Origin of the sequence: Paraburkholderia sp. GAS32 (assembly GCF_050434225.1) — a bacterium.
Lineage (GTDB): Bacteria > Pseudomonadota > Gammaproteobacteria > Burkholderiales > Burkholderiaceae > Paraburkholderia > Paraburkholderia madseniana.
In genome coordinates, this window is record NZ_JBNPVS010000001.1 from 1 (window position 1) to 16274 (window position 16274).

The window sequence follows — 16274 nt, forward strand, 5'->3', positions numbered from 1 at the left end:
GCGTTGAACACCGAGGCGAACTCGGTGCCGGGAAGACCGGCCTTGATGTCGGCAAGCCCGGACAACGGGCCGAAAGCGAACAGGTAGGTCTGCACGCCGTTCGCCATCGTGGCGTAACCATCACCGCCCGAGATCTGCTGGCACTTGACCGCGCCGTTGATGACGCCGGTCGACGTGGAGGTCTGTCCCGTGTAGGACGGCCCGGTGTAGGCGGGCTCCCCCGTACCGGGCGGCAGCGCCGTCGGATGCGCCGGCGTGGTCGGCGGGCATTGCACCCGGAACGACTGGCCGAACGAAGGAACTGCAAATAGCAGGAACAGCAGCGCGGCAACACTGCTGTGATAAGCGCGGGTACTGAACATATGACCTCCGTCCCAGGGGTCAGCCAGCGCCATACGCGCTGGACGTCATGCTCTACTGCGAATGCGGGCTGGTTACGTCGTTACATCAGTCCGTATCTGGATTCTGAACAAGAGCGACGCAGCCTGGGATGGGTCACCCCCCTACACTTGCAGTAGGGCAAACCCAGTGACGTTCTTCGGATTGGCCGGCCGGAGTAGAAAAGGCGCAGTGCGTCGATCGCGTCGGCCACCCGGATCCTCGGCCGATGCCTTGCAGGTGCATCAGGTCGATTCAATTTCTTTCAATTAGCCTTCATCGGAAGATTGAATCCAGACCGACCTTTCGAGCGGTTCGAGCTTTGGCGAACTGTGTGAAGACGAGCTTCGGAAATAGTCAACCTCAGATCTGGTACGCTGCGCCCTTTGCTACGGATTGCATTGGACTCGATGGAAACTCCTTTCAACGATCGCGGCGTGTCGGTCACGCGTAACGCACTCTCGTCGGCCGGCCAGGTCTTTCCGCTGCGCGACATCGTCGACGTGCAAGTCGTCACCGTGCAGAAGAACAAAGCGCTGCCGCGCGCGATCTCGCTCGTCGGACTCGTGGGCGTTATTGTCGGCGGGATATGGCGCTCGCCGGTCGGCATGGTGTGCGGCACGATGCTGATCGTAGTCGGCTGGCTCACCTGGGCGACCCAGGACATCACGCATCGTCTGATGGTGCAGACCGCGAATGGCCTGCGTGAGGCGCTCATGAGCACCGATCGCGAGTTCGTCGAGCGCGTCGCCGCGGCCGTGCACGAGGCGCAGGCCGTCACTGCGGCGCCCAAGGCCTGAGCAGTCGCCGTCCGCTATGTGCCAGGTGCCGCGCGTTAACAGAAAATTGATTCGCGACGCGGCAGCTTTTGCGCGTCGTTGAGGCGCGCGCCGTTAGAGTGGTTAGGTGTCAACAACGCGCGCCGCCTCGCCGAATCGGCGCAATCATGATGCTCACGTCCGTTGCAACGTCCGAAGTCTCCGTCCCGCGCGCACCGCGCGAATCACGCCTTCCCCGCCGCACGCATGTCGTCGTTCCGCTTGTGATTATCGACGTCACCGTGCCCGGCACTTCGTCGGCACATGGACGGCGCGCGTTGCATACCGCCCTCGGCGACGATCTGCGCCTCTACGTCATGACCGTCGACCAGCAACACGAGCGCGTGACCTTTCGTGTCGAAGTCACCTCGCGCACCCTCGACGACGTGATCAGCCTGCTGACAAGCGCCCTCGACCGCGCCACGCTCGGCCGCGCGCAAGCCACCGTGATCCGCCGTCCGCGCGACTATTGACATAGATCAATGCTTGCACGGGCGACTTGCTAGCCGCCCCCCCAAACCTTTACACATCTTTGCAATTGCCCACGGGTGGCCGTGTAGAGTCGCCGCTCCTGTTATCGCGTGTTCCCTCCCGCAGGCCCCCGCAAGCGTCCCGGTTTCCCCGCCCACGCCGCGGCAATCCAGTGAGATTGCCGCCAGTGCTGTTCGAGTAGTCCAACCCACAGCTCACGATGCATCGCCTCCGCCAGGGACCCGCCTCTTTGCAAAGCGTGATCCTATGTTCCTGTCGTCTCTCGATGCCGCGCGCCGGCATGTCGGTCCTCATTTTCGTTTTCAATTCCGTCTTCAATTTCGTCGTTCAGCCGCAGCGGCACTGGTTGCAGCCGGCGCGCTCGCCGCACTGACCGGCTGCTCCGTCACCTTCCCCACCCCCACGCCGCCGGCCCCCAATGCCGCGTTGATCAACGGCGGCAACGACGGCCTGCTGATTCCGCTGCATGTGGAGCGTGCCGACGAAGACCACGCACGCCTCGGCCTGCCGGTCCAGCTCGACGGCAAGCCGGTGTACATGGCACTCGACACGGGTACGCAAGGTACGCGGGTGTTGAAGTCGGTACTGCCGGGTTCGAACTATGCAAGCGCCGGCGGCGTGACGTCGTTGTCGTTCGCGAACGGTGTGGAGATTCTCGGCTCGGCCGTGAAGGTGCCGTTCAGCCTCGCCGGCACCACCCCAACACCGATCGCCGCGCAAGCGGTGGATGTCATACGTTGCCTGCCGAACGCGCGGAAGTGCGTGGGGATGGACGGCTACACCGGTGAATTCGGCTGGGCGTTTTCCGGCATCGTCGGCGTCGGCGCCGCGCAGCCCGACGACGACAGCTACACGCAACCGTTGCGCGCATTGCCCGGCAACATCGGCCAACGCTATCTGGTGCACTCGAACTTCGCGAAGCCGTACATGGTGTTGAGTCCCTCGAGCACCATTACCAAGGACTACACGATGGTGCCGATGACAATGTCGAAAGACGGCACAGCGCAATGGCCGCGAGGCTGCGTGAATGTGGGCAACAAGATGACCTTCTGCGCGCCGCTGGTGTTCGCAACCGGCAGCACCGGCATGATCCGCCTCGAAATGGACAAAGCGCCCAACTGGACCGGTGACGGCGATGTCGGCAATGTGCTCGATCAGGGCAACTACGAGACGGCCATCGGCACTGGATCGTGGGTGCACCGTTACGAGAAGGCGCAAGTCACGATCGTCAAGGCGAAGCCGGACGCTAACCGCATCGTGGTCGGTTTGATGGCCATGCAGAACATCGACGTGCTGTTCGATTTCCCGCGTGGACAGTTCGGGTTGCATGCCGCGCAAGAGAGCGAACGATTCGCCCCGTGATAGTCATCGATCAATAAAGAAAGGCCGTGCAAAAAATTCGCACGGCCTTTTCATTTGAGCAAGCGCCATACACAAACGCGCCTGCGTCACTCCATACTGAGCGGATTCACGTGCCAGATATTGCGCGCATATTCGCCGATGGTGCGGTCCGACGAAAACTGCCCCATGCCCGCGACGTTCTCGATCGCGCTCTCGGTCCACGCGCGCTTGTCGACGAAACGCGCATCCACTTCGTCCTGCGCTTTCGCAAACGCGGCGAAATCGGCGAGCACCATATAGTGATCGCCCCAATCCACCAACGTGTGGAAAATGTCCGAAAAGCGCAGCGGATCATCCGGTGAGAAGTAACCCGTGCGAATCTGGTCGAGCGCCATGCGCAGTTCCGGATTCTCCTCGTACACTTGCCGCGGCCGGTAGCCGGTGGCGCGCAGGTTGTCCACTTCGTCGGCGGTATGGCCGAAGATGAAAATGTTCTCTCGTCCCACTGCGTCGCAGATCTCGATGTTCGCGCCGTCCATCGTGCCGATCGTCAACGCGCCGTTCAACGCGAGCTTCATGTTGCCGGTGCCTGACGCTTCGGTGCCGGCCATTGAAATCTGCTCGGAGAGGTCGGCCGCCGGAATGATCAACTCGGCCACGCTCACGCCGTAGTTCGGCACAAACACCACCTTGAGGCGATCGCCGATCAACGGATCGTGATTGACCTTCTCGCTGACGTCACCGATCAGTTTGATGATCGTCTTCGCCATGCGATACGCGGACGCAGCCTTGCCGGCGAACATCACCACGCGCGGTACCCAATCGCGCTCCGGATTCGCGCGAATCTGGTTGTAGCGCACGATCACGTGCAACACGTTCAGCAACTGCCGCTTGTATTCGTGAATGCGCTTGACCTGAAGGTCGAACAACGCATCGGGATCGAAGTTCAGTTTCGTGTGATGCGCAAGCCGCTGCACGAGCCGCAGTTTGTTCTGCCGCTTCGCTTCATGAAAGGCGTCGATGAACGCGCTGTCGTTGCGCAGATTGCGCAGTTGCTCCAGCTCGAACAGATTGCTGCGCCAATGCTTACCGATCTGCTGATCGATCAGCGACGACAGCGACGGACTCGCCTGCGCCAGCCAGCGCCGCGGCGTGATGCCGTTGGTGACGTTCGTGAAGCGGTCCGGATAGATGCGTGCAAAGTCGGCGAAAATATCGCGCGTCATCAGTTGCGAATGCAGCTTCGATACGCCATTCACCTTGTGACTCGCGACGATCGCCAGATACGCCATCCGCACACGCCGCTGGCCATATTCGTCGACCAGCGAAATGCGGCGGATCATCTCGCCGTCATGTCCCGATTGCTCGCTGACATGCTTGAGAAAGCCCGCGTTGATCTCGAAGATGATCTCCAGATGCCGCGGCAAAAGACGCGCGAGCATCTCGACGTCCCACGTTTCGAGCGCTTCGGGCATCAAGGTGTGGTTCGTGTACGAGAAAATCTTCGTGACGTGATGCCACGCCTTGTCCCATGGCTGATGATGAACATCCACCAGCAAACGCATCAGTTCCGGAATCGCCAGAACCGGGTGCGTGTCGTTCAAATGCACCGCCACCTTTTCGGAGAAGCGGCCAAACGTGCTGTGCGTGCGCTGATAGCGGCGAATCAGATCCTGCATGGTCGCCGAGACGAAGAAGTATTCCTGCCGCAGCCGCAGTTCGCGGCCGGCCGGCGTCGAGTCGTCCGGATACAGCAGGCGCGAGACGTTCTCCGACATGTTCTTCGTATCGACCGCGTTGCGGTAGTCGCCACGATTGAACGCGCCGAGGTCGAGTTCTTCGGTGGCGCGCGCCGACCATAGGCGCAGCGTATTGGTCGCGTCCGTCGCGTAACCCGGAATGACGGTGTCATACGCGGTTGCGTTCACATGCTCGGTGTCGATCCACTCCACATGCTCGCCGCGCTGCACCGTGCGCCCGCCGAAATGCACCATGTACTTGATCTCGGGCCGCGGAAACTCCCACGGATTGCCCGCGCGCAGCCAGTAGTCCGGCGCTTCGACCTGCTCGCCGTCGACGATCTCCTGACGGAACATGCCGTATTCGTAACGGATGCCGTAGCCGAAACCCGGAATGCCGAGCGTCGCCATCGAATCGAGAAAACAGGCGGCGAGCCGCCCGAGGCCGCCGTTGCCGAGGGCCGCGTCCGGCTCGATATTGACCAGCGTCTCCATGTCGACGCCGAGACCCGCGAGCGCTTCCTTCATCTGATCGTGGATGCCGAGCGCCAGCAACGCGTTCGTAAACGTGCGGCCGATCAGGAATTCCATCGACAGGTAGTAGACGCGTTTGACGTCCTGTTCGTACTGCAGGCGCGTGGTCTTCATCCAGCGCGCGACCAGCCGGTCGCGCACGGCGAGCGCCGCGGCGTGCAGCCAGTCATGGGGATGAGCGGTGACGGCGTCCTTGCCGACGCCGTACATCATGCGATTGGAAATTGAGCGCCGTAGCGCGTCGACGGTACTGTTGAGCTGGTCGAAATCCAGATCGACGGCTGTCATCGAAGCCTCCGGGAAATAACGACGCGACATACGCGAACCGCATAGATGACGGACGGGAGGCGCGGGTCGGTCAGGCGGGTTAACAAACAGAGTACGACATTTTACGGCGCGCGGACACCGGCGAGCGCGAGCGGGTGTTCATGCACATGCCATGCCCGCCGACATGCGGGGCTTCACGCATTCCGCGCACGCACGCGGTGCAGAGGCAGCCTGTGCGCGGCACTGGGCGCGTGCATCGGCCCGCAAAACAGGCAAACGACGGCAAGCAATGAAAGCCGACTGCATGGGAGAGGCAGCATGACTATCTTTTTCGACGTGTGACGTGGCGATGAATGCGTTGACTGGTTCGATACGTGGTCAAATCGGAGCGCCTCGTCTGCTGAACTGTTATGCCGGAGCGACATGCGACAACGCTGGGCCACGCCGATTCGAAGACGCCGCGCGGGCTTGACCGTTAGTTGCATTGTGGACGTCCGACCGAGTGCCCCGCCCTGCCGGCCTCCCAGCACGATTTCCACGTCTCTGTAACAATCACTTCATTCGCCGCGCGCGCCGCTCTGACCGCTGGACTCGGGCCCCGCGCTTCATGCCTCGCAACCCTGCCGCCTGCACGCCGCCGCGCTGTCCCTCCGACGCACCCGGCGCTGCGGCATGCATAACCCGACGAGCCACGCCTTGTCCGACAAACCCAGCGCCACCCGTGGCGCCACGCTCGACCAGACCTTTCCAGTGGACGGCCCGATGAGCGCCGCCAATCGCCGCGCGATGGCCGCGATCATGCTCGCAGTCGCGCTCGCCACGCTCGACACCGCGATCGCCAACACCGCCCTGCCCGCCATCGCCGCGGATCTGCACGCGGCGCCCGCGGCGTCGGTGTGGATCATCAACGCCTACCAGCTCGCGATGGTCGCGACACTGCTGCCGCTTGCCGCACTCGGCGACATCGTCGGGCATCGCAGGATTTATATCGGCGGCATTGCGCTGTTCACGCTGGCGTCGCTGGCCTGCTCGCTCGCTTCGACACTGCCGCTGCTGGCCGCCGCGCGCGTGCTGCAAGGTCTTGGCGCGAGCGCGATCATGAGCGTCAACACGGCGCTGATCCGCTATCTATATCCGCCGCATCGGCTCGGACGCGGCCTCGGCACTAACGCGTTGATCGTCGGCGTGTCGTTCGCGGTCGGGCCGACGGTAGCGTCGCTGATTCTGTCCGTTGCCGCATGGCCGTGGCTGTTCGCGGTCAATGTGCCGCTCGGCCTGCTGGCGCTGGCCTTCGCGTGGCCCGCGCTGCCGCACACGGAGCGCGGCAAACACAACTTCGACCCGATTGCGGCGCTCCTCAACGTGATCACCTTCGCCGCGCTGATCTTCGCGCTGGGCGAAGCGGCCCAGCGCGCCTCGACGCAACTGGTGCTGAGCGCGGCCGCGATCGCCGTGGTGTTCGGTGTGTTGCTGATTCGCCGTGAAGCCGGTCACCCTGCGCCAATGCTGCCGGTCGATCTGTTCAAGCGGCCGGTGTTTGCGTTGTCGGCGGTGACCGCGGTGTGCTCGTTCGCCGCGCAAGGGCTGGCGTTCGTGTCGCTGCCTTTCTACTTCGAGGACGTGTTGCATCGCAGCCAGGTCGAGACCGGCTTTCTGATGACGCCGTGGCCCGTGGTGGTCGCACTGGCCGCGCCGCTGGCGGGCAGTCTGTCCGACCGCTATCCACCGGGCCTGCTGGGCGCGATCGGCCTTGCGGTGATGTCGGCGGGGATGGCGTCGCTGGCGTTGTTGCCGGTGCATCCGCATGTGCTCGACATCGGCATCCGCATGGCGATTTGCGGCGCGGGCTTCGGCTTCTTCCAGTCACCTAACCTGAAGGCATTGATGGCGAGCGCGCCGCCCGAGCGCAGCGGCGGCGCCAGCGGCATCGTCGCGACTGCCCGGCTGCTTGGGCAGACCACCGGTGCAGCGCTGGTCGCGCTGAGCTTCGGCATCGCCGGCCGGCATGGACCCACACTCGCGCTCAGCGCCGGCGCCTTCTTTGCAGGCGCGGCGAGCCTTGCGAGCGGACTGCGGCTGTTCGCGCCGTCGCATCGCGCGGGCGTGCACGCGAAAGCGTCGGCGGAGTAAACAAAAAGGGCGCACTGCTGCGGCAGTGCGCCCTTTTTTCCTTCCCGGCATTTCGATTAATGCGCGGCGAAATACCCTTTCACTGCGCCGATAAACGTATCGATATCCGCACGCGACACATCCTTATGCGTGACGAAGCGCGACGCGTAGAGCATCTGCGTGAGGATGCCGCGCTCCTTGAGCCACGCTTCGAGCGGTACGCAATGTTGCTGCGGAAAATGCGCGAACACCATGTTGGTCGCGATCGACTGCACCTTGACCTGGTCGATCGATTCCAGACCGGCCGCCAGATGCGCGGCGTTCGCGTGATCGTCGGCGAGACGCTCGACGTTGTGATCCAGCGCATACAGGCATGCGGCTGCCAGCACGCCGGCCTGACGCATCCCGCCGCCCAGCACCTTGCGCCAGCGATGCGCCACATCGATCAGCGCCTGACTGCCGACCAGAACCGAGCCGACCGGCGCGCCCAGGCCCTTCGAAAAACAGATCGAGACTGAATCGAACCGTTCGCACAACGCCGCAACCGGCTTGCCCGATGCGACCGCCGCGTTGTAGACCCGCGCGCCGTCGAGGTGAGCCGACAAGCCATGCCGGCGCGCCAACTGCACCGCCTCCTCGACGTAACCCGCCGGCAGCACCTTGCCGCCGATGGTGTTTTCCAGCGCCAGCAGCCGCGTGCGCGCGAAGTGGTTGTCGATCGGCTTGATCGCGGCCGCGATCTTCTCGAGCGGGATCGAACCGTCGGCGGCATTCTCGAGCGGCTGCGGCTGGATACTGCCGAGCACCGCCGCGCCGCCGCCTTCGTACTTATAGGTATGCGCCAACTGGCCGACGATGTATTCGTCGCCGCGCGCGCAATGCGCCATCAACGCCGCCAGATTGCTTTGCGTGCCGCTCGGGAAGAACAGGCCGGCTTCCTTGCCGGTGCGCTCCGCGACCGTTGCTTGCAGGCGCAGCACGGTTGGGTCGTCGCCCCAGACGTCGTCGCCCACTTCGGCGGCCGACATCGCCGCGAGCATGGCAGGAGTTGGACGGGTTACGGTGTCGCTGCGCAAATCGATCATGGTGAGAGCCTCGTGTGTCCCTGTTTGTGTCAATGCATGACAAGCCTGTGACCGCCGGCCCGCGCACCGCTTCATCTGCTTCGATGAACGGCCACGACTCCGGCTGTTGAGCCACACAGTGTATTCAATTAATTAACTCGGCGCTGAAAACCGCGCTAGTGAGCGGGGCTCACCCACCCGACTTCGGTAGCCACGCAAGCGGGTCGACCGGCTGGCCGTTCTGGCGGACTTCGAACTGGATCGACGCCACGCCCCGGCTATCCACGCCGACTTCGCCGATGGTTTGTCCTTGCGCGACAGCGTCGCCTTCCTTGACCAGCAGCGTGCTGTTCTGCCCGTAGGCGGTAATCAGCGAGTCGTCGTGCTTGATGATGATGAGCGGACCGTACGCCTCGATACCCGTGCCGGCGTAAACGACCCGACCGGTCGCGGCGGCCTTGACCGGATCGCCTGCGCGACCGCCGATCACGATACCGTTCGACTTGCCCGGCGCAAAGGCTTTCAGCACGGGACCCCGCAACGGCCACAGCAGCACGCCTTGCTGCGCGACGCCAGCCGCACCGGGCGTGGCGGCAGCGCCATTCTGACCGGCCACGTTGACCGGCGGCGTCACCACGCTACCCGACGCCATTGGCGGCGCCACCCGCAGCACCTGCCCCGGATTGATCGCCGCATTCGATGCGAGGCCGTTCCATGTCGCGATCTCCTGCGGCTTGCGACCGTACGCCGACGCGATGCCCGCCAGCGTATCACCCGGATTGGCGCGGTAGTAACCGGCCGGCACAGGGACCGTGCCGAGGGTAGTCGGGCGGGACGGCGCGCTGCTATAGAACGGCGTGCTTTCCCACGGCATCGACGTACAACCGCTGATCATCACGCCGAGAGTCGCCGAGATCAGCAACCGGGCCGCCGTGAATTGCCATTGTCTTGTCATGTGATTTTCCTCGACACTTAGATTCAATCGGATTCAATCAGCCCCAAGCATTCGCCGTGCCGCTCGGTACGGGCGCCACGGCGCGTATCCATTATGCCGCCGTGCGCGTTGGCGACGACTTCGACACGGCATGGGCCAAGGAACCGTCAGACACTGCCCTCGGCCTCGACCACCAGAATGCGCGCCACGCCGATCGGATGCGCAACATGTTCGGTGCCCACCGACGCGTAGAACACATCGCCCGTTTCCAGAATCGCCGACTGTTCGACGCCGCCTTCGCGATAGCGCATCTCCACGCGGCCGTCGAGCACGGCGAACACTTCCTCGCCGTCGTTGACATGCCACTTGTATGGCTGATCGGTCCAATGCAGGCGCGTCGTGATGCCGCTCATGTTGGCGATATCGAGCGCGCCCCACGGACGCGTCGCGGTGAAGCTCTTGCTGCGAATGATCTTCATGGTGAATAGTGGGTTGAGAAACAGTCGCTGTCGAGGCGTTATCCGTGTCGCATACCGAGCCGCCCGGCCCAGCAGGATCACGCGTTTCGACGGCCCCCATTATAGGTGTTGTGGCAGGCACGACCGCCGCCACACGGCCGCGCGAGGGCATTCGTGTGATTATTGAATCCTTTCAACCCTCGCCTATACTCAGTCATGCTGCCGCAACGCACCGTACGCAAACGCCTGGATCCTGCGAGGAGTTGAGGATGAACAAAGCCACGTTTCTGGCCGTGCAACTCAACGTCGACGATGTTGCGGCGTCGCCCGGTTTGGTCGAGTTGCTGAACACCCATCTGGTTTTCGCGGCAGACGTCGCCGAAGCCGCCGACGCACTGGTCCAACTGGCCAGCATCGCGGGATTGTCGAGCGGCGTCGAAGCCAGCGTCGAGATTCCGGCTCTGGCGATCGAACGGCTGCGCGAGGCGCTCGACAATCTCAGCGGTTACGACGAATCCTGGTTGCTTGCTCTCGAACCCAGCCGCGCGCTGTTCGATGAAATAGGCCGTCGGCATCGCACCTTGCATTAAAGCCGCGCTCGCGGAAAACGCATCCGCACTGCCGCGCACCCCGGTGCTCAGCGCTAGCGCCGCCGGTCCGCCACTTTTCGCTCACCGCCCGAACCGCCAGATTGTCCGGCATGCTTGACTGTCGACGCCGTCTGAAGGTTTCGGGCGAGTCAACCGGAGGAACCGCCGTGAAAAGTCTCCTGAATCGCCGCAGCGTGCTGGCAGGCCCATCGCATCTCGTGCAGGTCGCTCGAGAGAACGCCGCCGATCCCGTAACGCCCGACGACAGCGAGGAGGCGACGCTGGCCGCGGCGGCCGGCGTCGCGTCCGCTGGCGCTGCCGCTGGTGCACCTACCGCCCCAACCGCCGAGCCGGCGCGGCCGGTGACGACGTTACGGCCGGTGCCGGTGGTGCCTTCGCAGGTTAGCGCGCGCGGTGTGCAGATGGCCGACACGGCCGAAATCGAATGGCTCGCCGAAGAAGAAGCGCTGACGCCGTTCCGCGTGTTCCGCAGCTTTGCCTATTCGGTCAGCCTGCTGTTTCACGCAAAGGAGTTGGCGTACTACGTCGCGCTGTATCAGGACGGCTCGCTGTGGCGCGCGCTCAAAGCCGCCGACCTCGAAGCCGCGGAAGCCGCCTTCCATCACTTCGAGGAACAGGCGACGCGGCTCTCGGAAGGCGAAACACGCCGCGCGCAACTCGAGGCGCAAAACGAACAGCTTGCTCGCATGATCGCGCGCTCCGAGGCGCAGGCCGAACGGCTGCGCACAGACCTGCAACGGCGTGGCGCGCAGGAACAGACCGTGTCGAACCGGCAGCATCAGGTGCGCAAGGAGGTGTCTCAACTGGAAGCGCAACGCGTCGCCGCGCAGGCGCATCTGAACAAGGCGCATCGGCAGATTCACCAGCTCAATCTGACCAGCAACGAAGGGATTCCGCATTTGCCGAACCGTTGAAGCGCGCCTTCAAATCGATCTGACGGCCAGGCTATAGGCTTGGCCGTAAACGACAAAACGCCGCCCGGCAACCCGGTCGGCGTTTTTTTCATTACCCGCCGCCTGTCAGCCAGGCGGCGTTCACATCAGCTTCGGCGAATTAGTTGCCGAAGTAGACCGAGTTACGGTCGTTGCCGGTCACCGGACGGCCGGCTTGCGAGGTACCAGCGATCGGTGCGCCGTAGCCGCTGTTCACAGCTTGAGCGGTGCCGTTCTGTGCATCGACGCGGGCTTGCGCAGCCTGCAGGTTAGCCGGGTAGTCGACATGATCGCCGATCGGGTTGTAACCGGCCTTTTCCAGCTGCACCAGTTGAGCGCGCACTTCAGCGCGGGTAAGCGGCTGGTTCGATTGAGCAAACGAAGCAACAGGAGCGACCAGAGCGGCAGCGACGACAACAGCAGAGATAAGCGTCTTCATGATGTAAACCTCCAGAACTTGTATTTAATGCGCTTTGGGCTCGTTGTCCCGTAGCGCTTAAGTAGAAGTTTAGGAGCGTCGACATCTAGGGGAAACCCCTGAAACGATGAAACTCTATTCCAAAATTCGCAATAGTAGACGGTCCGGCGTGCTGCCACGCTATCTGTCCGATAGCTCTCAGCAATAATTGCCCGTCTCGATTTCAATCGCTAGCGTGGCCCGGCGCGCCTTGCAGCAAGCGCGCGCCGGGCCACGATTCAAACGATCAGCTCCAGTTCGCGTGGAAGCTGCCCGGCTTGTCGATACGCTCGAACGTATGCGCGCCGAAGAAATCGCGTTGAGCCTGCACCAGGTTCGCCGGCAGGCGTTCCGACCGATACGCGTCGAAATAGGCGACGGCCGACGCGAATGCCGGCACCGGCACGCCCGCATTGATCGCGGCAATCACAACTTCGCGCAACGCCGACTGATAGTTCTTCGCGATGTCGCGGAAGTACGGATCGAGCAGCAGATTGGCGATTGCCTTGTCTTTCGTATAGGCGTCGGTGATCTTCTGCAGGAAGCGGGCGCGGATGATACAGCCTGCGCGGAAAATCTTCGCGATTCCGCCGTAATCCAGATCCCACTTGTATTCTTCCGATGCCGCGCGCAGTTGCGCGAAACCTTGCGCGTACGAAATCACCTTGCTGAAGTACAGCGCACGCCGCACCGATTCGATGAACGCGTCACGCTCGGCACCGAGCGGCTTGGCTGCCGGCCCTTCCAGCACCTTGCTCGCCGCCACGCGCTGAACTTTCAGCGACGACAACACACGCGCGAACACGGCTTCCGTAATCAGCGGCAGCGGTGCGCCGAGGTCGAGCGCGTTCTGGCTGGTCCACTTGCCGGTGCCCTTCTGCGCCGCGCGATCGAGGATCACGTCGACCAGATCCTTGCCGGTTTCTTCGTCTTTCTTCTTGAAGATCTTCGAGGTGATTTCGATCAGGTAGCTGTCGAGCTCGCCCTCGTTCCATTCGGTGTAGACCTTGGCCAGCTCCTCGTTCGACAGACCGACGACCTGCTTGAGCACCGCATAGCTCTCGGCGATCAATTGCATGTCGCCGTATTCGATGCCGTTGTGCACCATTTTCACGAAGTGGCCCGCGCCGTCCGGACCCATGTACGCGACGCACGGCTCGCCGTCCGGCGCCTTGGCGGCGATTTCGGTGAGGATCGGCGCGACGAGATCATAGGCGTCGCGCTGGCCGCCCGGCATGATCGATGGGCCTTTCAATGCGCCCTCTTCGCCGCCCGACACGCCCGTGCCGATGAAATGCAGGCCGGCTTTCGCCAGTTCCTGATTGCGGCGGATGGTGTCGGTGAAATGCGTATTGCCGCCGTCGATCAGGATGTCGCCCTTGTCCAGCAGCGGCTTGAGTTGCGCGATGGTGGCGTCGGTCGGCTCGCCTGCCTTGACCATCAGCAGAATGCGGCGCGGTTTTTCCAGCGACTCCACGAAGTCTTCCAGCGAGAAGGCCGGCACCAGCTTCTTGTCCGGATATTCGGCGATGAGTTCGTCGGTTTTCTCGCGGCTACGGTTGTACACCGAGACCGCGTGGCCGCGGCTTTCGATGTTGAGCGCCAGATTGCGGCCCATGACCGCTAGCCCCACCACGCCGATTGCCTGTTTGCCCATGTGAATTCTCCAGAGTCCAAAAAATGTCGAGACGCTGCGCCGGAAAGAACGTCGGCGGAACGTCGAGGGTGAAAGGATAAAAGAAATGCCGGCTTGCCGCTCGCTGGCGCGCATTGATACTCAACGAGTGGGCTTTCCACTGTATGCGGGCCTCACGAGATACTTTATGCGGCGCCCGGTGATGCGCTTTATGACGCACCGCACTACGCAACGTCCGTCAGACCCGCGCCACGTCCAGGCGTTTCCTGAAAACCAGACTGAAATTGTTGGCCGGCATCGCGATCGGCTCGTCGCACACGAGCCCGACCGATGCGCCCAACGCTACCACCGCTTCCATGTCGCGCACGCCCCACGCGGGGTCGCGGCTGCGCAATTGCTGATCGAACGCATCGTTGCTCGGCGAGGTTTGCGCGCCACCGCGTTTGTAAGGGCCGTACAGATACAGTACACCGCCGTCGACCAGTCGGCGACTCGCGCCGGCGAATAGCGCTTGCGTTGCGCTCCACGGCGAGATGTGAATCATGTTGATACAGACCACGGCGTCGAACTGATCGAGCTTATCCAGCGTTTGCACACCCCAATCCGCCTGATGCACATCGAGCGCGAGCGGTGCGCGCACGTTCGCCAGCCCTGCGTGCGCGACCCACGCGGCAATCGACGCACGCGCATCCGCATCGATATCGCTCGGTTGCCAGTCAAGCCCAGGCAATGCGCCGGCGAAGCAGATAGCATGCTGCCCCGTGCCGCTCGCGATTTCCAGCACGCGGCCGGTGGCCGGCAGCACTTCGCGCAATACGGCAAGGATCGGTTCGCGATTACGTTCGGCGGACGGCGAGTGTTGCCGCAGCGCTGGATGGGAATCAGTCATGTTCACGTTGTTTCAGTACAGGGCCGTGCGCACGCGTTCGGCGAGCTCACGGTCGTAGGTCGCGGCATCGAAACTCGCGCCGTTGATGCGCCGGTGGATCTCGCCGGCACTCGGCAGGCGCGAACGTTCGACGTGACGCGCGGGATCCCACAGTTTCGAGCGCACCAGCGCCTTCGAGCAATGAAAGTACACCGCGTCGACGTCGATCAGCAGCACGGTGCGCGGCAGTTTACCTTCGACGGCGAAACTTTCCAGCAATTCCGGATCGTTCGAAATGCGGCCGCGGCCGTTCACGCGCAAACTTTCGCCGACGCCCGGAATGATGAACAGCAGCGCCAGATGCGGCTCAACGATGATATTGCGCAGACTGTCGACGCGATTGTTGCCGATGCGGTCCGGCAGCGCGAGCGTGCGTTCGTCGATCACGCGTACAAAGCCCGGCGCGTCGCCGCGCGGCGAACAGTCGAGGCCTTCCGGACCGGCGGTGGCGAGCACGACGAAGGGCGCGACTTCGATGAACGCGCGATAGTCTTCGTTGACGTACGGAATCTCTTTCTTCACTGCGCGTTCGTGGGGCTGACCGTAGATTGCTTCGAGCTGTTCGATCGTCGTCAACATCGGCGTTCCTTTTGCTGGACGGTTGCTTTTCGTGAGAGCGGCGCTGCGTGGGATTGGGATTATCGACGATTTATGCGGGCCGCGCGCTGATCGGAAGGCTCAGGCGGTCCGCTCAATCCAGTGCCAGACGGGCCGCCAGCGCGGTCAGCGTGTCGGCACAGGGCGCGGCGATTTTCAGCGACAACAGCGGATCGGCGCGCGTGCGCCCCAGATTGATCGCGACGATCGGCTTGCCCTGCTTCTGCGCCCACACGCAGAAGCGGTAGCCCGAATAGACCATCAGCGACGAGCCGACCACCAGCACTGCGTCCGCCGCGTCGAGCGCATGCGACGCCGCTTCGACACGCTCGCGCGGCACGCTTTCGCCGAAGAACACCACCGCGGGCTTCAATAAACCACCGCAGTTCGTGCACGCCGGAATGCGAAAAGCGTCGAGATCGTGCCACTCCAGATGCGCGTCGCCGTCGGCGGCGGTTTCGGCAGTGACGTTCAGCAACGCGGGATTGTCGGCTTCCAGCGTCTGCTGGATCGACGCGCGCGAATGCGGCATCCCGCAGTCCAGACACGTCACGCCGTCGATGCCGCCATGCAGTTCGATCACCTCACGGCTCCCCGCCCGCTGATGCAAACCGTCGACGTTCTGCGTAACGAGCGTCGGCACATGGCCCGCGGCCTCGAGCCGGGCCAATGCCGTATGCGCGGCATTCGGCTGAGCGTCGGCCACCACCGGCCAGCCCACCATGCTGCGTGCCCAATAGCGCCGGCGCATCGCGGCGGTGCCGAGAAATTCCTGCAGCGTGATCGGCGGCGAACGTTTCCACTCGCCGTTGTCGTCGCGATAGCCTGGAATGCCGGAGTCAGTGCTGATGCCCGCGCCGGTCAGCACGAACAGACGCGGATAGCGCTGTACGAAGGTATGCAGGTCGTCCAGCGTGTGCGTTTCGTTGAAGGGTTCGATGGGTGCGGGCTGAAGGTCGGTCATGACGGGGACGGGGTA

The 16274-nt window shown here is 63.3% G+C and carries 15 protein-coding genes and 1 pseudogene; 6 read left to right on the forward strand and 10 right to left on the reverse strand.

The genetic code is table 11. From position 1 onward, the window contains the following. Nucleotides 1–362: pseudogene (locus P3T25_RS00005) on the reverse strand (multicopper oxidase domain-containing protein); the annotation flags it as partial. Nucleotides 363–788: 426 nt separating this feature from the next. Here P3T25_RS00005 and P3T25_RS00010 point away from each other — a divergent pair. From P3T25_RS00010 to P3T25_RS00020, 3 genes are all read left to right on the forward strand, one after another. Continuing rightward, a complete protein-coding gene (locus tag P3T25_RS00010; RefSeq protein ID WP_429357191.1) occupies nucleotides 789–1178 on the forward strand; it encodes a DUF6232 family protein in 390 nt (129 codons plus the stop codon). Between the two features lie 146 nt (nucleotides 1179–1324). Beyond that, complete coding sequence (locus tag P3T25_RS00015; protein WP_154565706.1) at nucleotides 1325–1669, forward strand: hypothetical protein; 345 nt, start codon at nucleotides 1325–1327, stop codon at nucleotides 1667–1669. 265 nt (nucleotides 1670–1934) lie between these two features. Beyond that, nucleotides 1935–3050, forward strand: coding sequence for a hypothetical protein (locus P3T25_RS00020; protein ID WP_429357192.1), 1116 nt, complete (start codon nucleotides 1935–1937; stop codon nucleotides 3048–3050). An 86-nt stretch (nucleotides 3051–3136) separates the two neighbouring features. Here the strand turns inward: P3T25_RS00020 and P3T25_RS00025 are convergent, their stop codons facing one another. Continuing rightward, nucleotides 3137–5590 (reverse strand): glycogen/starch/alpha-glucan phosphorylase, encoded by a 2454-nt coding sequence (locus P3T25_RS00025; RefSeq protein ID WP_154565708.1) that lies wholly within the window; start codon nucleotides 5588–5590, stop codon nucleotides 3137–3139. 741 nt (nucleotides 5591–6331) lie between these two features. On the opposite strand from P3T25_RS00025, the gene P3T25_RS00030 reads away from it, so the two are divergent. After that, a complete protein-coding gene (locus P3T25_RS00030; RefSeq protein WP_171928260.1) occupies nucleotides 6332–7699 on the forward strand; it encodes an MFS transporter in 1368 nt (455 codons plus the stop codon). A 56-nt stretch (nucleotides 7700–7755) separates the two neighbouring features. Here the strand turns inward: P3T25_RS00030 and ltaE are convergent, their stop codons facing one another. The 3 genes from ltaE to P3T25_RS00045 form a co-directional block, all read right to left on the reverse strand. Next, complete coding sequence (gene ltaE, locus P3T25_RS00035; protein ID WP_429357193.1) at nucleotides 7756–8763, reverse strand: low-specificity L-threonine aldolase; 1008 nt, start codon at nucleotides 8761–8763, stop codon at nucleotides 7756–7758. A gap of 169 nt (nucleotides 8764–8932) precedes the next feature. Then, complete coding sequence (locus P3T25_RS00040; protein WP_154565711.1) at nucleotides 8933–9697, reverse strand: murein hydrolase activator EnvC family protein; 765 nt, start codon at nucleotides 9695–9697, stop codon at nucleotides 8933–8935. A 146-nt stretch (nucleotides 9698–9843) separates the two neighbouring features. Next, nucleotides 9844–10155, reverse strand: a complete 312-nt coding sequence (locus P3T25_RS00045) for a cupin domain-containing protein (RefSeq protein WP_429357194.1) — start codon at nucleotides 10153–10155, stop codon at nucleotides 9844–9846. Between the two features lie 248 nt (nucleotides 10156–10403). On the opposite strand from P3T25_RS00045, the gene P3T25_RS00050 reads away from it, so the two are divergent. After that, the gene (locus P3T25_RS00050) at nucleotides 10404–10724 is read left to right on the forward strand and encodes a hypothetical protein (protein ID WP_054041885.1); all 321 of its coding nucleotides are present in this window, start codon (nucleotides 10404–10406) and stop codon (nucleotides 10722–10724) included. 167 nt (nucleotides 10725–10891) lie between these two features. Further along, nucleotides 10892–11659: a DUF2968 domain-containing protein gene (locus P3T25_RS00055; protein WP_429357195.1), complete on the forward strand. Its 768-nt coding sequence runs from the start codon at nucleotides 10892–10894 to the stop codon at nucleotides 11657–11659. Nucleotides 11660–11798: 139 nt separating this feature from the next. Here the strand turns inward: P3T25_RS00055 and P3T25_RS00060 are convergent, their stop codons facing one another. The 5 genes from P3T25_RS00060 to P3T25_RS00080 all read right to left on the reverse strand — a co-directional run bounded on the left by P3T25_RS00060 (nucleotide 11799) and on the right by P3T25_RS00080 (nucleotide 16259). Then, nucleotides 11799–12116, reverse strand: coding sequence for a DUF4148 domain-containing protein (locus P3T25_RS00060; protein WP_154565713.1), 318 nt, complete (start codon nucleotides 12114–12116; stop codon nucleotides 11799–11801). Nucleotides 12117–12381: 265 nt separating this feature from the next. Then, the gene (gene gndA / locus P3T25_RS00065; protein WP_429357196.1) at nucleotides 12382–13791 is read right to left on the reverse strand and encodes an NADP-dependent phosphogluconate dehydrogenase; all 1410 of its coding nucleotides are present in this window, start codon (nucleotides 13789–13791) and stop codon (nucleotides 12382–12384) included. A 217-nt stretch (nucleotides 13792–14008) separates the two neighbouring features. Continuing rightward, complete coding sequence (locus tag P3T25_RS00070; protein ID WP_429357197.1) at nucleotides 14009–14659, reverse strand: DUF938 domain-containing protein; 651 nt, start codon at nucleotides 14657–14659, stop codon at nucleotides 14009–14011. Between the two features lie 12 nt (nucleotides 14660–14671). Continuing rightward, on the reverse strand, nucleotides 14672–15277 hold the full coding sequence (locus tag P3T25_RS00075; RefSeq protein WP_429357198.1) for a pyridoxamine 5'-phosphate oxidase family protein: 606 nt from the start codon (nucleotides 15275–15277) through the stop codon (nucleotides 14672–14674). Nucleotides 15278–15389: 112 nt separating this feature from the next. Next, the gene (locus tag P3T25_RS00080) at nucleotides 15390–16259 is read right to left on the reverse strand and encodes an NAD-dependent protein deacetylase (RefSeq protein ID WP_429357199.1); all 870 of its coding nucleotides are present in this window, start codon (nucleotides 16257–16259) and stop codon (nucleotides 15390–15392) included. Nucleotides 16260–16274: the final 15 nt, after the last annotated feature.